The sequence below is a fragment of the Mycolicibacterium aichiense genome, from assembly GCF_010726245.1.
Classification (GTDB): Bacteria; Actinomycetota; Actinomycetes; order Mycobacteriales; family Mycobacteriaceae; genus Mycobacterium; species Mycobacterium aichiense.
Genome location: NZ_AP022561.1, coordinates 2,870,393 through 2,886,049, shown reverse-complemented (window position 1 = coordinate 2,886,049; position 15,657 = coordinate 2,870,393). Strand labels below are relative to the sequence as shown.

The window sequence follows — 15,657 nt, the reverse complement described above, 5'->3', positions numbered from 1 at the left end:
GGATCGCCTCAGCCGTAGGCGAGCAGCAGCGGCACCCGCTGTTCGGCGCCCGTCAGCGAGCCGTGCTGGCCGATCAGCGATGACTCCATCGGTTCGGCGGTCCGTCGCACCAAGGCGGCGCGGTCGCGCGTGGCAGCCACCACGTCACCGATGCGGGTGCGCACCCGGTCGTCGACCGCGTCGCCGAACCAGCCAGCGGTGATCGCCTCCTCACGCGATACCACCCAGGCATGCTCGGCCAGCGTCTCGCGCCAGGTGGCCAGTACGTCGGCGCCGGCGCCGTCGCGCACGTAGACGTGACGGGCCCGCGCCTCGCCGCCGATCGCGGCCACACCGTCGAGCAGATCCGCGGCGGCGTCGAGGTCCACGGTGGCCGCGCCGTCGACGGTAACCATGCCGTGATCGGCGACCACCGCGAGCAGCCCGCCGGCCGGCAGGGCCTCCACGACGGACTCCACCAGCCGGTCCACCTGCCGCAGTTCCATCCGCCACGCCGGCGAGCCGGGTCCGTAGAGATGACCCATCAGGTCGAGGTCCGCGTGGTAGCCGTAGCAGAAACCACCGCCGGCGACCGTCGCGCGGACTTCGGCGGCCAGGTCGCCGAGCCCGATCACTCCGACGTAGCGGCCGCCGCGCAGCACCGCCCGGGTCAGCCCGGAGCCGGTGAATTCGGCACCGGAGATCACGCTGACCGCCAGGCCCGCTGATGCGGCACGCTCAAAGTTCGTTGGTAGTGGCTGAATCTCCTCCGGGACAGCCTGGTCGCGCGCGTCATCGCCCCACGGGTGCGGACGCCACCGCAGTGCGTTCATGATGCCCACCTCGGGCAGCCGGAAGGACAGGCCGACCATGCCGTGCCCGCCCGACGGCAGCCCGGTGCCCACCGCCGCCAGTCCCGCCGCGGTGGTCGACGGGAATCCCACATGCAGGGTGCGGCCGCGCAGCCCGGCCAGAACCGGGGCGTCCGCCGCGTAGGTGTCGAGCAGTTCGGCGCCCAGACCGTCGATCAGCAGCACGCAGGCTCCGGCGACGGGTCCGGCCAATCCGATGCGCGGTTCGAAGCCGGCCACGCCCATCGCGGCCAACACCGATGGCACCACGTCGGCCAGGTGCGGGGTGTCAGCATCGATGCGTGGCAGGTTCACGGCGTCGAGCCTGCCATGCCCTCAGGGTTTGCCGAAACCGGCTTTCGTCAGGATTTCCTGGCCGGCCGGACTGGTCACGAGATCCACGAATTTGCCTGCCAGAGTGGGATTACCGGCATGGGCGAGGGTGGCGATCGGGTAGGTGTTGACCGCGCCGGCCGCTTCGGGGAACGACACCGCGAGAACCTTGTCGGCGGCGCCCGCGGTATCGGTGACATAGACCAGCCCCGCGTCGGCCTGACCGCTGGTGATCTTGTTCAGCACGTCGGTGACCGAGGATTCCTCGCTCACCGGAGTCAGCGTCACCCCGGTCTTGTTCTCCACGTTCTGGGTGGCCGATCCGCACGGCACCTGTGGGGCGCACACCACGACATTGAGGCCCGGTTTGGCAAGGTCTTGAAACGTCTTGATGCCCTTCGGGTTTCCGGGAGCGACGGCGATTGTCAGGGTGTTGGAGGCGAAGTTGACCGGTGCCCCGGCAAGTAGACCGGCCTGGCGGGCTTTGTCCATGTTCTTGGTGTCGGCGGAGGCGAAGACATCGGCGGGCGCACCCTGGGTCAGCTGGGTGACCAGATCCGAGGAACCCGCAAACGAGAACTCCACGGAGGCACCGGGATTGTCCTTGTTGAACTGATCGCCGATTGCGGTGAAGGTCTTCTTCAGGGACGCGGCGGCGAACACGATGATCTTCTGGTCACCCGACGAGGTCGTCGACGACGTTTGCTGGGACGAGGAACTGCAGCCGGCGATGAGAAGCAGACCGGCGGTCAGTGCCGCAATCGGACGTGTGATCACTTCGCTCCTGAGGTTTCGACGATGACCGTGGTGGCCTTGACGACAGCCACTGCAACGCTTCCCGGTTCCAGGTTCAGGTCCCGCACGGACTCACTGCTCATCAGCGAGACCACGGTGAACGGCCCGCACTGCATCTCCACCTGAGCCATCACGGTGTCGGCGACCACCTTCGTGACGAGTCCGGCGAATCGATTCCGGGCGGAGCTGGCGACCGAGAGCGGGTCCTTGGGGCCCGCGGCGGCACTCTTGCGGGAGTGGGCGGCCAGCGCCGCGCCGTCGACGGTCTTGCGGCCGGACTGGTCGCTGCCGGTCGGTAGACCGCCGTCGTCGATCCAGCGCCGGATGGTGTCGTCACTGACGCCGAGCAGCTCGGCGGCCTCTCGAATTCGCAACATCGGCACGGCGGAACACTAGCCGATTTCATCCGCACTCGCGGATTCAACGACTTGTTTCAGCCGCAGTTGAGGAAACAGCGTGCGTCGGCCGGCTCGGTTACACCGGCGTCGTAGGGTGTGGCCGTGCGACTCATGCGCGGTGGCGCACCGCTGGCGGCGGCACTGGCGCTGGGACTGCTCGCTCCGCAGACCGCCAACGCCGATCCGAATGCGTTGTGGCGGATCGTCCACGACCAGTGCGTCGTCGACGTCCAACAGCATCGCGACCCGGCGCCGTGTTCGCGAGTCGACCTCAGCCGCGGCGAAGGCGGCGGCTACGCGGTGCTCAAGGACATCGTCGGCGACCGGCAGTACCTGCTGATACCGACCGCCCGCATCCCGGGTATCGAAAGCCCCGAGCTGCGAGAGCCCAACGCCACCAACTACTTCGGCGCGGCCTGGCAGGCGCGGTCATTCGTCGAACAGCGGGCCGGCGGCACCATCCCGCGAGATTGGATGAGCCTGGCGATCAATTCGGCGATCGCGCGGACGCAGAACCAGCTGCACATCCACATCGACTGTCTGCGCGCCGACGTCCACGACGCGCTGCGCGCGGCCGCCGGTGCGATTAGTACGACGTGGGCACCGGTCCCGGTTCCGCTGAGCGGCCACACCTATTGGGCGAGGGCGGTCGACGGCACCGATCTCGACGCGAACCCGTTCACGCTCCTTGCCGACGGCGTCGCCGGCGCCCGCGACGACATGGGGGAGTACACGCTGGTGGTCGTCGGCGCCACCGACTCCGCCGGCCGGTCGGGCTTCGTCGTCTTGGCCGACCGCGCCGACGACACCGGCAACGCCGGCGGTGAAGAGTTGCAGGATCACGACTCCTGCCCGCCGCCTGTTGCGGCGACGCCCGGTACCGCCAAATAACCTGGCCGGCTCAGTACGGCGGCATCTGTCCCTGGCCGGACGCCCCGGCCATCCCGTTGAGGGTGTCGAGCGCGTGGCGGAGCTGAAGTTGCGACAGCAGCGGTCCCGCGGGTGCCGGCGGCTGCTGATCGGTCAGCGTCCAGGGCTGGCAGCCGTCGGTCTTGAATGTGGTGTCGCCCGGATCGATCTGTACCACCGCGGGTTTCTTGGTCAGCGCGTTGTCGACGTTGGTCTGGCCGTCGGGTCCGCCGGTGCGCTTCCAGTAGCACGCCCCACCTTCCACAGGTCCTGCCGACGCATACGTGCCCGGCACGATGTCGACACCGACCTTGTAGGTGCCGTCGCTGTCGATGGTGGACTTCGGGGCGCCGGCCGGCGTCGCGCCGGGTGCCGGGGTTGCGCCGGGTGCCGGGGTTGCGCCGGGTGCCGGCGTTGCGTCCGGAGAGGGCGTCGGGGCTGACGCGTCGACCGGACCGGGTGCGGGCCCGGTCGGGGACGGCGTGGGCGCCGGGGTGGTGGTCGGGTCGGCGGCTGCGACACCCCCGCCGATGACGCCGGCTGCCACCGCCAGCGCACTGATCGCGATCACATGTGTTATTCGACCCACGTCAACTAGGGTAACCCGGCGCCGCACCCGGCCGATCCAGACTGAGTTAACGTCAGCTGATGTCCAGTTTCACCGATGTCGTCGCGAGCGGCATTCCGGTGCTCACCGACGGCGCGATCGAAACGCGCGTCATGTTCGAGACACCGATCGCGATGGATCCCGATGTCCAGGTCGCGGGACTGCTCGGCGACCCTCAAGGCGAGGCGGCACTCGCGGAGATCTATCGCAGTTATCTGGATGCGGCGGCCTCGACCGGTGTGCCGCTGGTGATCGGCACACCGACGTTTCGGGCGAGCCTGAACTACACCCGTCGCGCCGGACTCGGCGACACCGAGGCCGTGCGGCGGCTCAACAGCGCCGCGGTCGCGTTTCACCGGCAGCTGCTCGACGGCCACTCCGGGCCGCCGGTGTGGGTTGCCGGGGTGCTCGGCCCGGCCGGTGATGCCTACTTGCCCGCCGAGGCGCCCTCGGCGTCCGACGCCTTCGAGTACCACCGGCCGCAGGTCGACGCCCTCGCCGAGGCGGGAGTGGACTTTCTGTTCGCGGCCACGTTCCCGGCGGTCGGGGAGGCGGTCGGCGCCGCGCGCGCGATGGCCCAAACCGGATTGCCGTTCGTGGTGTCCTGGGTGCTCGGGGCGGACACCCGGCTGCTGGACGGAACCCCGCTGGCCGAGGCCATCCGGCAGGTCGATGACGCAGCAGCGCCGACGTACTTCTCGCTGTCGTGCATCCATCCCACCGTCGCCGCACGCGCCCTGGGGCACGGTGGCGACGCGGTCGACCGGATCAACGAGGTCAAGGCCAACGGTTCCACGCTGAGTCCCGCGGAATTGGTGGCATTGGATCACGCCGAAAGTGATCCGCCCGCCGAATTCGCCGCCGCCATGAACGTTCTGCGGCGCGATTACCGAATAGCCGTTGTCGGCGGATGCTGCGGCACCACCGACGAACACATGCGCGCCCTCGGAGCGCTGCTCGCCGAATAGCGAGCGTCGGTCAGGCGGTCTTGCTCAGCAGCGGAAGCAGCAGGCGACGACGGTTGAGAACCGCGTCGTCGAACTCATGCTCCGCCTCGGCGACCGAACCCACGATGGGGAACACGACATCGCTGTCCCGGCGCAGACGGCGGATCACCGCGTCGCTTCCGACCACGGCCCACTCCACGCCGGCGGCGGCGCACACATCGTCGATATCGCACAGCAACCGGATCGCCTGCGGAGCAAACGAGCTCACACCGGACAGGTCCAGAACGAACGGTTTCTCGGCGAGGACCAGCCGCTTGGCGCATTCGGTGACCCGGTCGACGTTCACCGAATCGATCCGTCCGCTGACCGCGACAACCGTTGCCATGTGCCGAGAATGAGCTCGAACGTGGGCACCCTCGAAGTCGACAGCCGGGTTGCCGTATCGCGACGTGAAGCTCGTCATGAGGTGCCTCGTTTCGGTCATGGTGCGTGTGTGACGGGTTATAGACCGCCTCAACTTGACCCAAACGTTATGCCGCAAATTTAAGGTCACCGGGAGCAGTGGCTAAATCCTTGTTAAGAACCCAACTTTCGGGTGCACCCCCGAAATCGGGCAACGTCAGCCACCGAAACGGCTATCGCAGAGCCGGTAGGACCTCGTCTGTAAGCAGAGTTACGGACTTCCACGCTTCCTCCACCGGCATGCCGCCAACCAGCGGATGCATCACGATCGGCCCGTAGTTTGCGGTTGCCCGCACCTCGTCGATCAGCTGGTCCGGGGTGAGGAACCGGTACCGGCCGGAGGCCCGCACCTCTTCCAGGGTCTGCACCCCCGGCAGGTGCATCGCCGACCGCGAAGGGTCATCGGACCACGCCCCGTAGGTGACCGCCTCCCACAGAATGTGGCTACCGAGTTCGGCCCAGGCCCGCTCGGGGTCGGAGTGCAGATAGATCATTCCCCGGTTGATCGCGGGCGGCATGAGGACGAATGGTTGCAGGCCGGCCTGCCGGCACAACTCGGTGTAGTACTCCGCCAGGTCGGGCCGGTGGTCGGGAAGGCTCAGCGGCAGGCCGAACCGCACCGCACGACGGACGGTGGCCCGGACGCCGCCGCCGACATAGAGCGGAGGGTGCGGTTTGGTCCAGGTGCCCGACACGACTCCGGAGTCACCCGTCCACGCGGCGAGCATGGTCTCCAGCAGCTGATCCATCAGCTCGCCGCGCTTGCCGAAGTCCACCCCGAGCGTCCGGTATTCCTCTTCTCGGTAACCCAGGCCGACCGTGGTGTGCAGCCGTCCGCCGCTCATGGCATCGACGAGCGCGATGTCCTCGGCCAGTCGGACCGGGTTCCACAGCGGCCCCAGTGCGCAGTCGATACTGGCGATCATGTTGGCCGTGCGGGCCAGGAACATCCCCGCGATCATCACGGGATTGCAGCTCCAGCCGTGGCCGGTGACGTGGTGTTCGTCGACGCTGATCGCCGCGATTCCGTGCCGGTCCCCGAACTGCGCCAACTCCATTGCAGCCGAAAGCAATTCACCCTGGACGCCGGGATCTCCGCCTGGGGAGGCGAAATTGAAGCGGAGAATTGCAAGCATCTGAGCACTGTATTGGGGTGATTGCGCCAAACTCGATGCGAACGGGTCACGATTTGGCGGCTGTACTCGGTCGCCGGGAGGGGCTGTCGGTGGCCGTCGCTACGGTGGCGGCGTGTACGAGGGCTCGGTCGCTTTGAGGACGGCAGTGCAGTGGCTGGGTCTGTGGGTGGTCGCCACCGCGCTGCTGGGGTTCGTCGGCATGCTCAACAGCCTGGGGTGGGTGCTGGCCGGGCTGAGCGCGGTGGCGGTCGTGGTGAGTGCGTGGCGGGCACTGCTGGCCTGGCTGGACCACCGCCGAAACCTCCGGCGCGATGCGCTCTACCGCGCCACCGGGCAGGCTGCCGTCGACGTGATGACCGGTGCCGAGTTCGAGCACTATGTGGCGGCAATCTTGCGCGGTCTCGGCTATATGGTCGAAATCACCAGGGCAACAGGTGATTTCGGCGTCGATCTGATCGCGACCCGCGACGACGTCCGGACCGCGGTTCAGTGCAAGCGGCAGAGTCGAGTGGTCAACGGCTCAGCGATCCAGCAGGTCGTCGCCGGTGCCGCCGTCCACGACTGCACGGCCACCATGGTGGTCTCCAATCACCGGTACACCAGGGCCGCCCAACAACTCGCCGAGGTACACGGGTGCGTGCTGGTCGACCGCACGCGGCTCGCGCGGCTGTCCCGCCTGCGGCGCTGACCGCTACGTGCCGGCGGTGGCCGCGTCGATGGCCGCGAACTCCTCCTCGGTCAGTTCGATCCCGGCGGCAGCGACGTTCGGTTCGAGGTGGTCGACGCGGGAGGTTCCGGGGATCGGCACGATTACCGGCGAGCGCTTGAGCAGCCACGCCAGCGCGAGCTGCGACGGGCTGGCGCCGTGATCGGCGGCCAACGAACTCAAGGGTCCGTCGGCGTCGGCGAGTGGCCCGGCTGCCAGCGGGAACCACGGAATGAACGCGATGCCCTGCGCCTGCGCCTCCTCGAGCAGCGGTTCGGCCGTGCGGGTGGTCAGGTTGTAGAGGTTCTGCACCGAGACGATGGGTGCAACTTTTTGGGCGGCCTTGAGCTGGTCGACGTCGACCTCGGAGAGTCCGATGTGCCGGATCTTGCCTTCTTGTTGCAACGCGGCGAGCTCGCCGACCTGGTCCTCGAGCGGAAAATTCGGGTCGACCCGGTGAAGCTGATGCAGATCGATTCGATCGACGCCGAGCCGGCGCAGGCTGAGTTCGACCTCCTGGCGGAGATAGCTGGGGTTGCCGAGCGGTATCCAGACGTCCGGTCCGGTGCGCAGCAGTCCGGCCTTGGTGGCGATCACGACGCCGTCGGCATACGGATGCAGTGCCTCGCGGATCAGATCTTCGGCGACGTAGGGACCGTACGAGTCGGCGGTATCGATGAAGTTGACGCCGAGTTCGACGGCGCGACGCAGAACCCGTATGGCTTCGTCATGATCCTGCGGCGGACCCCAGACACCTTTACCGGTAAGTCGCATCGATCCGAAGCCGAGTCGGTTCACGGTCAGCTCGCCGATGGTGATCGTGCCGGCTGCCGCTGCGTTCGTCTCGTCCGCCATGGTGCTCCGTTCGTCGGTGGTTGACTCTCTATCGAGAGTGGCACCGGTGCCCGGACCTGTCGAATAGCGGCGATGATGCTTGACTGGTTTTCTGATGCGGACATATCAGCCGGACATCCTGGCCCAGGGTCTGGACGTCGTTTTCTGCGGTATCAATCCGGCGCTGACGGCGCAGGCCGACGGATACAACTTCTCCAGCGCAACGAACCGCTTCTGGGCGGCGATCCACCGTGCCGGATTCACCGACCGGCAGTTGGCCCCGTCGGAGGAACGAAGCCTGCTGGACTACGGATGCGGGATCACCGCCGTCGTGACCCGGCCGACGTCGGCCGCGCATGAAGTGTCGACTCGCGAGATCCGGCAGTCACTCACGGCGTTCGAGACCACGATGCGGGCGGCCTCCCCGCACGTCCTGGCCTTCCTCGGTAAGCCGGCGATCTCGGTGGTGCTCGGAACCCGTGCGGTGAAGTGGGGGCTTCAGCGCGACCCGGTTGCGGGCATCGCGGCGTGGGTCCTTCCCAACCCCAGCGGCCGTAACCGGCGTTTCACCCTCGACGGCCTTGTGACGGCGTATGCCGAATTGCACGACTATGTCTCGATGAACCGTTCCCGGTATCCGCTGAGTCGCTCGGCGACCTCGCCGGCGTCGAGTCCCACATCGGCGAGGTCGTAGATCACCTCGCCGTAGCGGCCGCGGGGATGCTCGGCGATGAAGCCGGCCATCGCGGCGCGCACCTCGTCGTCGAACGGCTGATCGGCCACGCCGTAGATCGCCGCCAGGGTGCCCTGCTCGTCGGCCATGAACTCGGTGAACCGCACGTCGATCGACTGATCGGCCGGGAGTACGTCGCGGTCGCGCAGGCAGCCGCTGAACAGGTCGTCGGCCCGGTCCAGCCAGTACCGCGCGATCGTCACCGGATCGGGTGCGGCGCTGGCCATTCGGGAGGCGTAGGCGATCATCGTGACCATCGAGCGCGTCACCTCGACCGGATCTCGATGCGTAACAACGAAAGTCGCGTCCGGGAAGGTGGCATACAGGGTGGGGAACTGCTCGAGGTGCTGCGGTGACTTCAATACCCAGCGGGTGCCCCCGCGCAGCCACTGCATGGCTTGCAGCTGACGTTTGAGGTAGGCGTACGACGGCGCCTGGTCGTGGGACTTGTAGTGCGCGGCGAACGACGGCAGATAGTAGGTCGTTTCGAAGAGCATGCCGGAGATGTCGTTGGCCAGCAGCTGGATCTCTTCGTGCGCGTGGTCGACGGTCATATCGTGCATGCGCTTGAATTCCGGCATCGACGCATCGACCAGATCGAGCCCCGCCGTACATCGGTCGCGCCGTGCTTGGTCCTCTTCGCCTGGCGCGGGGAAGGGTTCCAGGCTCTCCCAGTAAGGCAGGTATCGCATGTTCGGGTCGGCGGCGATCAGGTTGTGCAGGTGAGTGGTGCCGGTGCGGGGCAGCCCGCAGATGATGATCGGACGCGCAATCTCGATGTCCTCGATCTCGGGGTGCTCGGCGATCAGCGCCTCCAGCCGCAGCCGGTTGACCAGGTTGCCGACCAGTTGTTCGAAGACCACGGCGGTGCCGACGTCGGAGAGCCCGGCCTCCTCGCGCAGGGACGCCGTCAGCACGTCCAGTCGTTCCCGGAAGCCGTCGTCACCCCAGCCGGTCAGCCCGGTGCGTTCGGTTGCGTTGGCCAGCAACGCTTCTGAGGTCAGCGCGAGGGTGGATCCGTAGCCGGCGAGCGCATCCCGCATCGGCTGGGCGGCCTCGGGGAACAACGGCTGCGCGAGATCAGTCAATCGGATCGGCTGGGGGCGCTGCACGTCGGCGGTCATGCCAGACCCCCGGCGACCTGAGCGACGTCGACGACCCGGCAGGTGGGCCGTTTCGGGGTCTCCTCGGGCAGGAACCAGCGCAGCCAGATCAGGCCCTTGGAGCGCCCGGCCGTCGACACCCAGTTGGGGTGGCCGGGATCGATGTCGCAGACCACGATTCGCCAGGACCCATCGGGTTCGTAGGTGACGTGTGCGCCGTTGATCGTGACCCGCTCGTAGGTGTAGTCGTAGGTGTGCAGGAACGGATTCCACAGGCACAGGTTCCAGAACACGCAGTTCGGCGATGTGCCGTCGATGATCAGTGCCTGGCCGGGCTGCAGTTCATAGGCGCCCATCGCGTACGCCGCGTCGCCGGCAGCCCATCCGTAGGTCTGCTGCGGAACCGGGTAGGGCTCGGCGATCTCATTGGGCGGCTCGACCGTGGTGGGGATGAACGAGTACTGCTCGGCGAGCCAGGTCCGCGCGGCGCGTAATCGGCGGATCAGGTCGGCGCGATCGTCGCGCTTGCGGGCCGGGGGATCGATGGCCTCGATCTTCCACTGCGCCCGGCGATCGGTTTCGGGGTTGTCCAGGTAGTCGCGGGTCAGGGCGACGACGGCGTCGTCCTCCAGTCTGAGCCAGGCGCCTGCCTGCGGGTCGGGGCTGATGGTGAAGTCGAAGTTGCCGTCGGCGTCGAAGTGCAGGGAGCGATCGTTCATCGTTCCGACGATGCGGTTGCTGTAGTGGCCGTCGTCGGGTCCGCCGTAGACGGTGATCGACAGGTACACCGAATCACCCCGGTTCCCGGTCACCCGGTAGGTGCGGGTGGGATCGATCGGCGCCAGTTGATAGAACGCGTCCGAGTTGTCACCGCCCCAACGCTGATACGGCCCGATCACGTCGACGAACCGCGGGTTGTCCTTGTCGCCCCAGACATAAGTGTCGACCGCGACGCGCAGCAGGCTGAACGTCAGTCGATAGCCGTCGAGGATGTCGGCTTCCGGCAGCGGCGGATCGCTGGCCAGGAACTTGCGTTCGATCCCGCCGAGTTCGTCGAGCAACTCGTGGAAAGCGGTCGACAATTCATCGCCTGCCATGTTCATTCCTTTTCTCGTGTCTGCGCGCCGTGCATGATCAGAGAGCAGAGGGTGTCGACCAGGTGGTCGGTGTCGGCGCGCCCGTCGACGAGGGCGCCGTAGAACGTGGTGCCGACGAGCACGTTGAACAATGTGTCGGTGTCGACGTCGGCGCGCACCACACCTTGGTCAGCGGCGGTCCGAACCAGTTCGGCGAGCTCGGCCCGAATCTTGTCGTCGAGCAATTGCTGTGTGCGGATGTGCAATTCGGAGTCGCGGCGCCGTTCGGCGAGGATGCCCAACGTCGCGGCCTCAACCACCGGCTCGCGCCAGAAAGCCACCGCGCCGCGAACGAATTCCCGCAGATCGGTTTCGAAGTCGCCCGACCGCGGCAGTTCGGCTGTGTCACCGTCGATTGCGAAAGCGGCTTCGAAGACGACATGGGCCTTGGACGACCAGCGGCGGTAGATGGTCGGGCGACTGACGCCGGCGGCCCGGGCGATCGACTCCATGGAGACCTGGTCGTAGCCGACGTCGGTGAGCAGCCGGCGGGTTGCCGCCATGATCGCGGAGTCGGTGCGCGGGTCCCGCGGCCGGCCTCGCACCGGTTCCAGTCCTGCCGTCGCATCGCGGTCGGGAGCGGCCATGGCGAATTATGTTCCGTTACGTCACGTAAAGTGTCAAGACTGTGACGTCCGGATTGAACCGGTTCACCCACGGGAATCGTGCTTACACAATTGAGTGCACCCCGACAGCCCTGGAGGTCATGGGATGAAAGTCATGCTTCGAATGCTGGCCATGGTGCTGTGTGCGCTGAGTATCGCGGTCGCAGCGCCGCCGACAGCCAGCGCCGACGACCAACTGGCGTTCACCGGCACCACACTGAGCGGCGCGCCGTTCAACGGCGAGAGCCTCAAAGGCAAGCCGGCGGTGCTGTGGTTCTGGACCCCGTGGTGCCCGTTCTGCAACGCCGAAGCCCCCAACGTCAGTCAGGTGGCTGCGGCCAATCCCACGGTCACGTTCGTCGGTGTCGCCGCACGCTCCGATGCCGGGCAGATGCAGGCCTTCGTGTCGAAGTACAACCTGAACTTCACCAACCTCAACGACGCCGACGGATCCATCTGGGCCCGGTTCAACGTGCCGTGGCAGCCGGCGTATGTGTTCCTGCGTCCCGACGGCACGTCGACGTTCGTCAACAACCCCACCTCGGCCATGTCGGAACAGGAACTCAGCGACCGAGTGCGCGCGCTGGTGTCCTGAGCCCCGACAGTGGATGCAAATCTGACCGGCCTGGCACTGGCCGCGGGGATGGTGGCTGCGCTCAACCCGTGCGGATTCGCGATGCTGCCGGCCTACCTCACGCTCGTAGTGCGCGGTGAGGACGCGGATCCCGGTCGGACCGCAGCGGTGGGGCGCGCCTTGGCGGCGACCGCGGCGATGGCGCTGGGCTTCCTGGCGGTGTTCGGACTGTTCGGGCTGCTGACGGTGCCGGTCGCCACCGCGGTCCAGCGCTACCTGCCCTACGCGACCATCGGTATCGGGATAGTCCTTGTCGCCCTTGGCATCTGGCTGGCCGCAGGCCGGGAATTGACCTGGCAGACAGCCGGACAGCGGTGGCGGTCGGCGCCGACGGCGCGGCTGGGATCGATGTTCGGCTACGGCGTGGGCTATGCGGTGGCGTCGCTGTCGTGCACGATCGGGCCGTTCCTCGCCGTCACCGGCGCCACGCTGCGCGCCGGTTCTCCCGTCGACGGTGTGCTCGTCTATGCCGCCTACGCCGCGGGGCTGGCCCTGGTGGTCGGTGTGCTCGCCGTCGGAATCGCCTTGACCAGTACAGCTTTGGTGGACCGGGTGCGCCGGCTGTTGCCCTACATCAATCGGATCAGCGGCGTCGTGCTGATCGCGGTGGGGGCCTACGTGAGTTATTACGGCCTCTACGAGATCCGGTTGTTCAGCGCACAGGGGGATCCGTCGGATCCCGTGATCGCCGCCGCCGGCCGACTACAGGGCGCGGTGGCCGGCTGGGTTTACCGCACCAGCGCCTGGACCTGGGTGGTGGCGCTGGCGGTGCTGGTCGCAGCGGCCGCGCTGGTGCGGGTTCGACGCAGCCGTCACCAGCGGCGCTGATCGCCCGAATCCGCGCCCCGCGCGTGGATATACTCCGCTGCACGTTCGATGCAGGGGAGAGGCAACGCGATGAAGCGACAGTCGATGCGAACCTGGGGGGCTGCCGGGGCGGCAGTCCTGGCGCTCACCGGGGTGCCCGCCGCGATCGTGACGATCCAGCCCAGCGGTCAGGCCCACGCCGACGTCTGCGCCAGCGCAGGCCGCCGGGTCACGGTCAGCGGATGCGCCAACCTGTCCGACGTGATGGCACCCTACGTGCCGCCGCCGTCGTACTACGCGCCGCTGCCGGAGGACTACCCGCCGCCACCGCCGCCGCCGCCCCCGCCGGTGACCGGCTGCGTGGGGTACAACGGCCGCTGGGTCAGCGCCGGCGGCTGCCGCTAGCCCACACCACACCCCACTACGACGAAACCCCGCGGGCAGTGCCCGCGGGGTTTCGCTTACTGCAACAGATCTAGGTCAGGTCGTACCGGTCGGCATTCATGACCTTGACCCATGCCGCGACGAAGTCCTCGACGAACTTGCCGGCGTTGTCGTCCTGGGCGTAGACCTCGACCAGGGCGCGCAGGATCGAGTTCGAACCGAACACCAGATCGTTGGCGGTCGCCGTCCACTTGAGCGCCCCGGTGGTGCGGTCGGTGCCCTCGTAGACGTTCTCGGAGTTCTCCGACGGCTTCCACTCCGTGCCCATGTCGAGCAGGTTGGTGAAGAAGTCGTTCGAGAGCACGCCGACCCGGTCGGTGAACACGCCGTGCTTGGTGCCGCCGTGGTTGGCGCCGAGCACCCGCAGACCGCCCAGCAACACCGTCATCTCCGGAGCGGTGACACCCACCAGGTAGGCCTTCTCGATCAGCAGCTCCTCCAACGCAGCCTTCTCGCCGGGCCGCACGTAGTTGCGGAACCCGTCGGCCCGCGGCTCGAGAACCGCGAACGACTCCACGTCGGTCTGCACCTGAGTGGCGTCCGTGCGGCCGGGTGCGAAGTGAACGTCGATCGCATAGCCGGCTTCCTTGGCCGCCTTCTCGATCGCGGCGTTGCCGCCGAGCACGATAACGTCGGCCAGCGACACGGTCTTGCCACCCGCGGCGTTGAACTCCTGCTGGATCTTCTCCAGCACCGGAAGCACCTTGGCCAGCTCGGCGGGCTCGTTGGCCTCCCAGCTGCGCTGCGGCTCCAGCCGCAGCCGGGCGCCGTTGGCGCCGCCGCGCTTGTCGGTGTTGCGGTAGCTCGATGCCGACGCCCATGCCGTCTTGACCAGCTGCTGAACCGTCAGGCCGGACTCCAGGATCCTGGCCTTCAGCGTCGCGGCATCGGAGTCGTCGATCAGCTCACCCTGCACCGGCGGCACCGGGTCCTGCCAGAGCTGCGGCTCGGCAACCCAGGGGCCCAGGTAGCGGGTGATCGGACCGAGGTCGCGGTGCAGCAGCTTGTACCAGGCCTTGGCGAACGCCTCGTTGAGCTCCTCGGGGTGGTCGAGCCAACGCCGCGTGATTGCCCCGAACTCCGGGTCGACCCGCATCGAGACGTCGGTCACCAGCATCGTGGGCTTGCGGTTCGGGCCGCCGAACGGATCGGGGATGATCGCCTCGGCGTCCTTGGCCTGGAACTGCCACGCGCCCGCCGGGCTCTTGACCAGCTCCCACTCGTAGCCGTAGAGGATCTCCAGGAACGAGTTGCTCCACTTGGTCGGGGTGGTTGTCCACACCACCTCCAGACCGCTGGTGATGGTGTCGCCGGCCTTGCCCGAACCGAACGGGCACTTCCAGCCCAGACCCTGCTGCTCGATCGGGGCGCCTTCGGGCTCAGGTCCCATGCCCTCGTCGGAGCCGGCACCGTGGGTCTTGCCCAGCGTGTGCCCGCCGACGATCAGCGCAGCGGTCTCCTCGACGTTCATCGCCATCCGGCCGAAGGTTTCCTTGATATCGATGGCCGCCTTCAGCGGATCCGGATTGCCCTCCGGCCCTTCGGGATTGACGTAGATCAGACCCATGGTGGTGGCGCCGTACGGCTCTGCCAGCGTGCGCTCATCGGAGTAACGCTTGTTGGTGCCCAGCCATTCGTCTTCCTCGCCGAACAGGATCTCTTCGGGCTCCCAGATGTCAGGGCGGCCGAAGCCGAAACCGAAGGTCTTGAAGCCGGCCGACTCCAGCGCGACGTTGCCCGCGAACACCAGCAGGTCGGCCCAGGAGATCTTGTTGCCGTACTTCTTCTTGACCGGCCACAGCAGCCGGCGCGCCTTATCCAGGTTGGCGTTGTCGGGCCAGCTGTTGAGCGGGGCGAAACGCTGCATGCCCTGACCGCCGCCGCCACGGCCGTCGAAGATGCGGTAGGTGCCGGCCGCATGCCAGCTCATCCGGATGAAGAGTCCGGCGTAGCTGCCGTAATCGGCGGGCCACCAGTCCTGCGAGGTGGTGATCACCGAAAGGAGGTCAGCCTTGAGCGCCTCGGGGTCGAGCTTGGCGAATTCGGTGGCGTAATCGAAGTCGTCGCCGAGCGGGTTGGAGTACGGCGAGTGCGGGTGCAGCTTGGTGACGTCGACCTGATTCGGCCACCAATCCTGATTGGTGCGGGGGCCGTGGGCTTTCGGCTCCGGCGCGTCGATGACCGGATTCTCGCTCTCGGACACTTTTTGCCTTTCCATTCCATATTTCATTGGGGTGA

General features: G+C 67.4%; 18 protein-coding genes. 7 read left to right on the top strand and 11 right to left on the bottom strand.

The window, feature by feature from the left end:
• Positions 1 to 8 precede the first annotated feature (8 nt).
• The 3 genes from G6N32_RS13990 to G6N32_RS13980 are packed head-to-tail and all read right to left on the bottom strand — an operon-like array spanning position 9 to position 2,341.
• Complete coding sequence (locus G6N32_RS13990; protein ID WP_115320105.1) at positions 9 to 1,145, bottom strand: alkaline phosphatase family protein; 1,137 nt, start codon at positions 1,143 to 1,145, stop codon at positions 9 to 11.
• A 21-nt stretch (positions 1,146 to 1,166) separates the two neighbouring features.
• Positions 1,167 to 1,937 carry a molybdate ABC transporter substrate-binding protein gene (gene modA / locus G6N32_RS13985; protein ID WP_115321175.1) on the bottom strand — a complete coding sequence of 257 codons (771 nt, stop codon included), beginning with the start codon at positions 1,935 to 1,937 and terminating at the stop codon, positions 1,167 to 1,169.
• Positions 1,937 to 2,341, bottom strand: coding sequence for a TOBE domain-containing protein (locus tag G6N32_RS13980; RefSeq protein ID WP_115320104.1), 405 nt, complete (start codon positions 2,339 to 2,341; stop codon positions 1,937 to 1,939). Before G6N32_RS13980 ends, modA begins: the two co-directional genes overlap by 1 nt.
• A 126-nt stretch (positions 2,342 to 2,467) precedes the next feature.
• On the opposite strand from G6N32_RS13980, the gene G6N32_RS13975 reads away from it, so the two are divergent.
• The gene (locus tag G6N32_RS13975; RefSeq protein ID WP_115321174.1) at positions 2,468 to 3,247 is read left to right on the top strand and encodes a CDP-diacylglycerol diphosphatase; all 780 of its coding nucleotides are present in this window, start codon (positions 2,468 to 2,470) and stop codon (positions 3,245 to 3,247) included.
• A gap of 10 nt (positions 3,248 to 3,257) precedes the next feature.
• Here the strand turns inward: G6N32_RS13975 and G6N32_RS13970 are convergent, their stop codons facing one another.
• Complete coding sequence (locus G6N32_RS13970; RefSeq protein ID WP_115320103.1) at positions 3,258 to 3,854, bottom strand: Rv1352/Rv1906c domain-containing protein; 597 nt, start codon at positions 3,852 to 3,854, stop codon at positions 3,258 to 3,260.
• Between the two features lie 59 nt (positions 3,855 to 3,913).
• On the opposite strand from G6N32_RS13970, the gene G6N32_RS13965 reads away from it, so the two are divergent.
• A complete protein-coding gene (locus tag G6N32_RS13965) occupies positions 3,914 to 4,840 on the top strand; it encodes a homocysteine S-methyltransferase family protein (RefSeq protein ID WP_115320102.1) in 927 nt (308 codons plus the stop codon).
• Positions 4,841 to 4,850: 10 nt separating this feature from the next.
• On the opposite strand, the gene G6N32_RS13960 is transcribed toward G6N32_RS13965, so the two are convergent.
• Both G6N32_RS13960 and G6N32_RS13955 read right to left on the bottom strand, forming a co-directional pair.
• The gene (locus G6N32_RS13960) at positions 4,851 to 5,282 is read right to left on the bottom strand and encodes an STAS domain-containing protein (protein WP_115320101.1); all 432 of its coding nucleotides are present in this window, start codon (positions 5,280 to 5,282) and stop codon (positions 4,851 to 4,853) included.
• Between the two features lie 172 nt (positions 5,283 to 5,454).
• The gene (locus tag G6N32_RS13955) at positions 5,455 to 6,417 is read right to left on the bottom strand and encodes an LLM class flavin-dependent oxidoreductase (RefSeq protein WP_115320100.1); all 963 of its coding nucleotides are present in this window, start codon (positions 6,415 to 6,417) and stop codon (positions 5,455 to 5,457) included.
• 112 nt (positions 6,418 to 6,529) lie between these two features.
• Between G6N32_RS13955 and G6N32_RS13950 the strand changes: the two genes are divergently transcribed.
• On the top strand, positions 6,530 to 7,105 hold the full coding sequence (locus G6N32_RS13950; RefSeq protein WP_147292028.1) for a restriction endonuclease: 576 nt from the start codon (positions 6,530 to 6,532) through the stop codon (positions 7,103 to 7,105).
• 3 nt (positions 7,106 to 7,108) lie between these two features.
• On the opposite strand, the gene G6N32_RS13945 is transcribed toward G6N32_RS13950, so the two are convergent.
• A complete protein-coding gene (locus G6N32_RS13945; RefSeq protein ID WP_115320098.1) occupies positions 7,109 to 7,978 on the bottom strand; it encodes an aldo/keto reductase in 870 nt (289 codons plus the stop codon).
• Positions 7,979 to 8,072: 94 nt separating this feature from the next.
• Between G6N32_RS13945 and mug the strand changes: the two genes are divergently transcribed.
• The gene (mug, locus tag G6N32_RS13940) at positions 8,073 to 8,651 is read left to right on the top strand and encodes a G/U mismatch-specific DNA glycosylase (protein WP_115320097.1); all 579 of its coding nucleotides are present in this window, start codon (positions 8,073 to 8,075) and stop codon (positions 8,649 to 8,651) included.
• Here mug and G6N32_RS13935 read toward each other — a convergent pair.
• The 3 genes from G6N32_RS13935 to G6N32_RS13925 are packed head-to-tail and all read right to left on the bottom strand — an operon-like array spanning position 8,567 to position 11,516.
• On the bottom strand, positions 8,567 to 9,814 hold the full coding sequence (locus G6N32_RS13935; RefSeq protein WP_115320096.1) for a sulfotransferase family protein: 1,248 nt from the start codon (positions 9,812 to 9,814) through the stop codon (positions 8,567 to 8,569). The genes mug and G6N32_RS13935 overlap by 85 nt on opposite strands.
• Positions 9,811 to 10,890 (bottom strand): DUF1214 domain-containing protein, encoded by a 1,080-nt coding sequence (locus tag G6N32_RS13930; protein ID WP_115321173.1) that lies wholly within the window; start codon positions 10,888 to 10,890, stop codon positions 9,811 to 9,813. The genes G6N32_RS13935 and G6N32_RS13930 overlap by 4 nt, the downstream gene beginning before the upstream one ends.
• A gap of 2 nt (positions 10,891 to 10,892) precedes the next feature.
• Positions 10,893 to 11,516, bottom strand: coding sequence for a TetR/AcrR family transcriptional regulator (locus G6N32_RS13925; RefSeq protein WP_115320095.1), 624 nt, complete (start codon positions 11,514 to 11,516; stop codon positions 10,893 to 10,895).
• A gap of 133 nt (positions 11,517 to 11,649) precedes the next feature.
• On the opposite strand from G6N32_RS13925, the gene G6N32_RS13920 reads away from it, so the two are divergent.
• The 3 genes from G6N32_RS13920 (at position 11,650) to G6N32_RS13910 (ending at position 13,380) form a co-directional block, all read left to right on the top strand.
• A complete protein-coding gene (locus tag G6N32_RS13920; protein WP_232077776.1) occupies positions 11,650 to 12,129 on the top strand; it encodes a protein disulfide oxidoreductase in 480 nt (159 codons plus the stop codon).
• Positions 12,130 to 12,138: 9 nt separating this feature from the next.
• Entirely contained in the window at positions 12,139 to 12,996 is an 858-nt protein-coding gene (locus G6N32_RS13915; protein ID WP_115320093.1) for a cytochrome c biogenesis CcdA family protein, read from the top strand.
• 69 nt (positions 12,997 to 13,065) lie between these two features.
• Positions 13,066 to 13,380: a hypothetical protein gene (locus G6N32_RS13910; protein WP_115320092.1), complete on the top strand. Its 315-nt coding sequence runs from the start codon at positions 13,066 to 13,068 to the stop codon at positions 13,378 to 13,380.
• Between the two features lie 70 nt (positions 13,381 to 13,450).
• On the opposite strand, the gene katG is transcribed toward G6N32_RS13910, so the two are convergent.
• Positions 13,451 to 15,649, bottom strand: a complete 2,199-nt coding sequence (gene katG / locus G6N32_RS13905; protein ID WP_115320091.1) for a catalase/peroxidase HPI — start codon at positions 15,647 to 15,649, stop codon at positions 13,451 to 13,453.
• Positions 15,650 to 15,657: the final 8 nt, after the last annotated feature.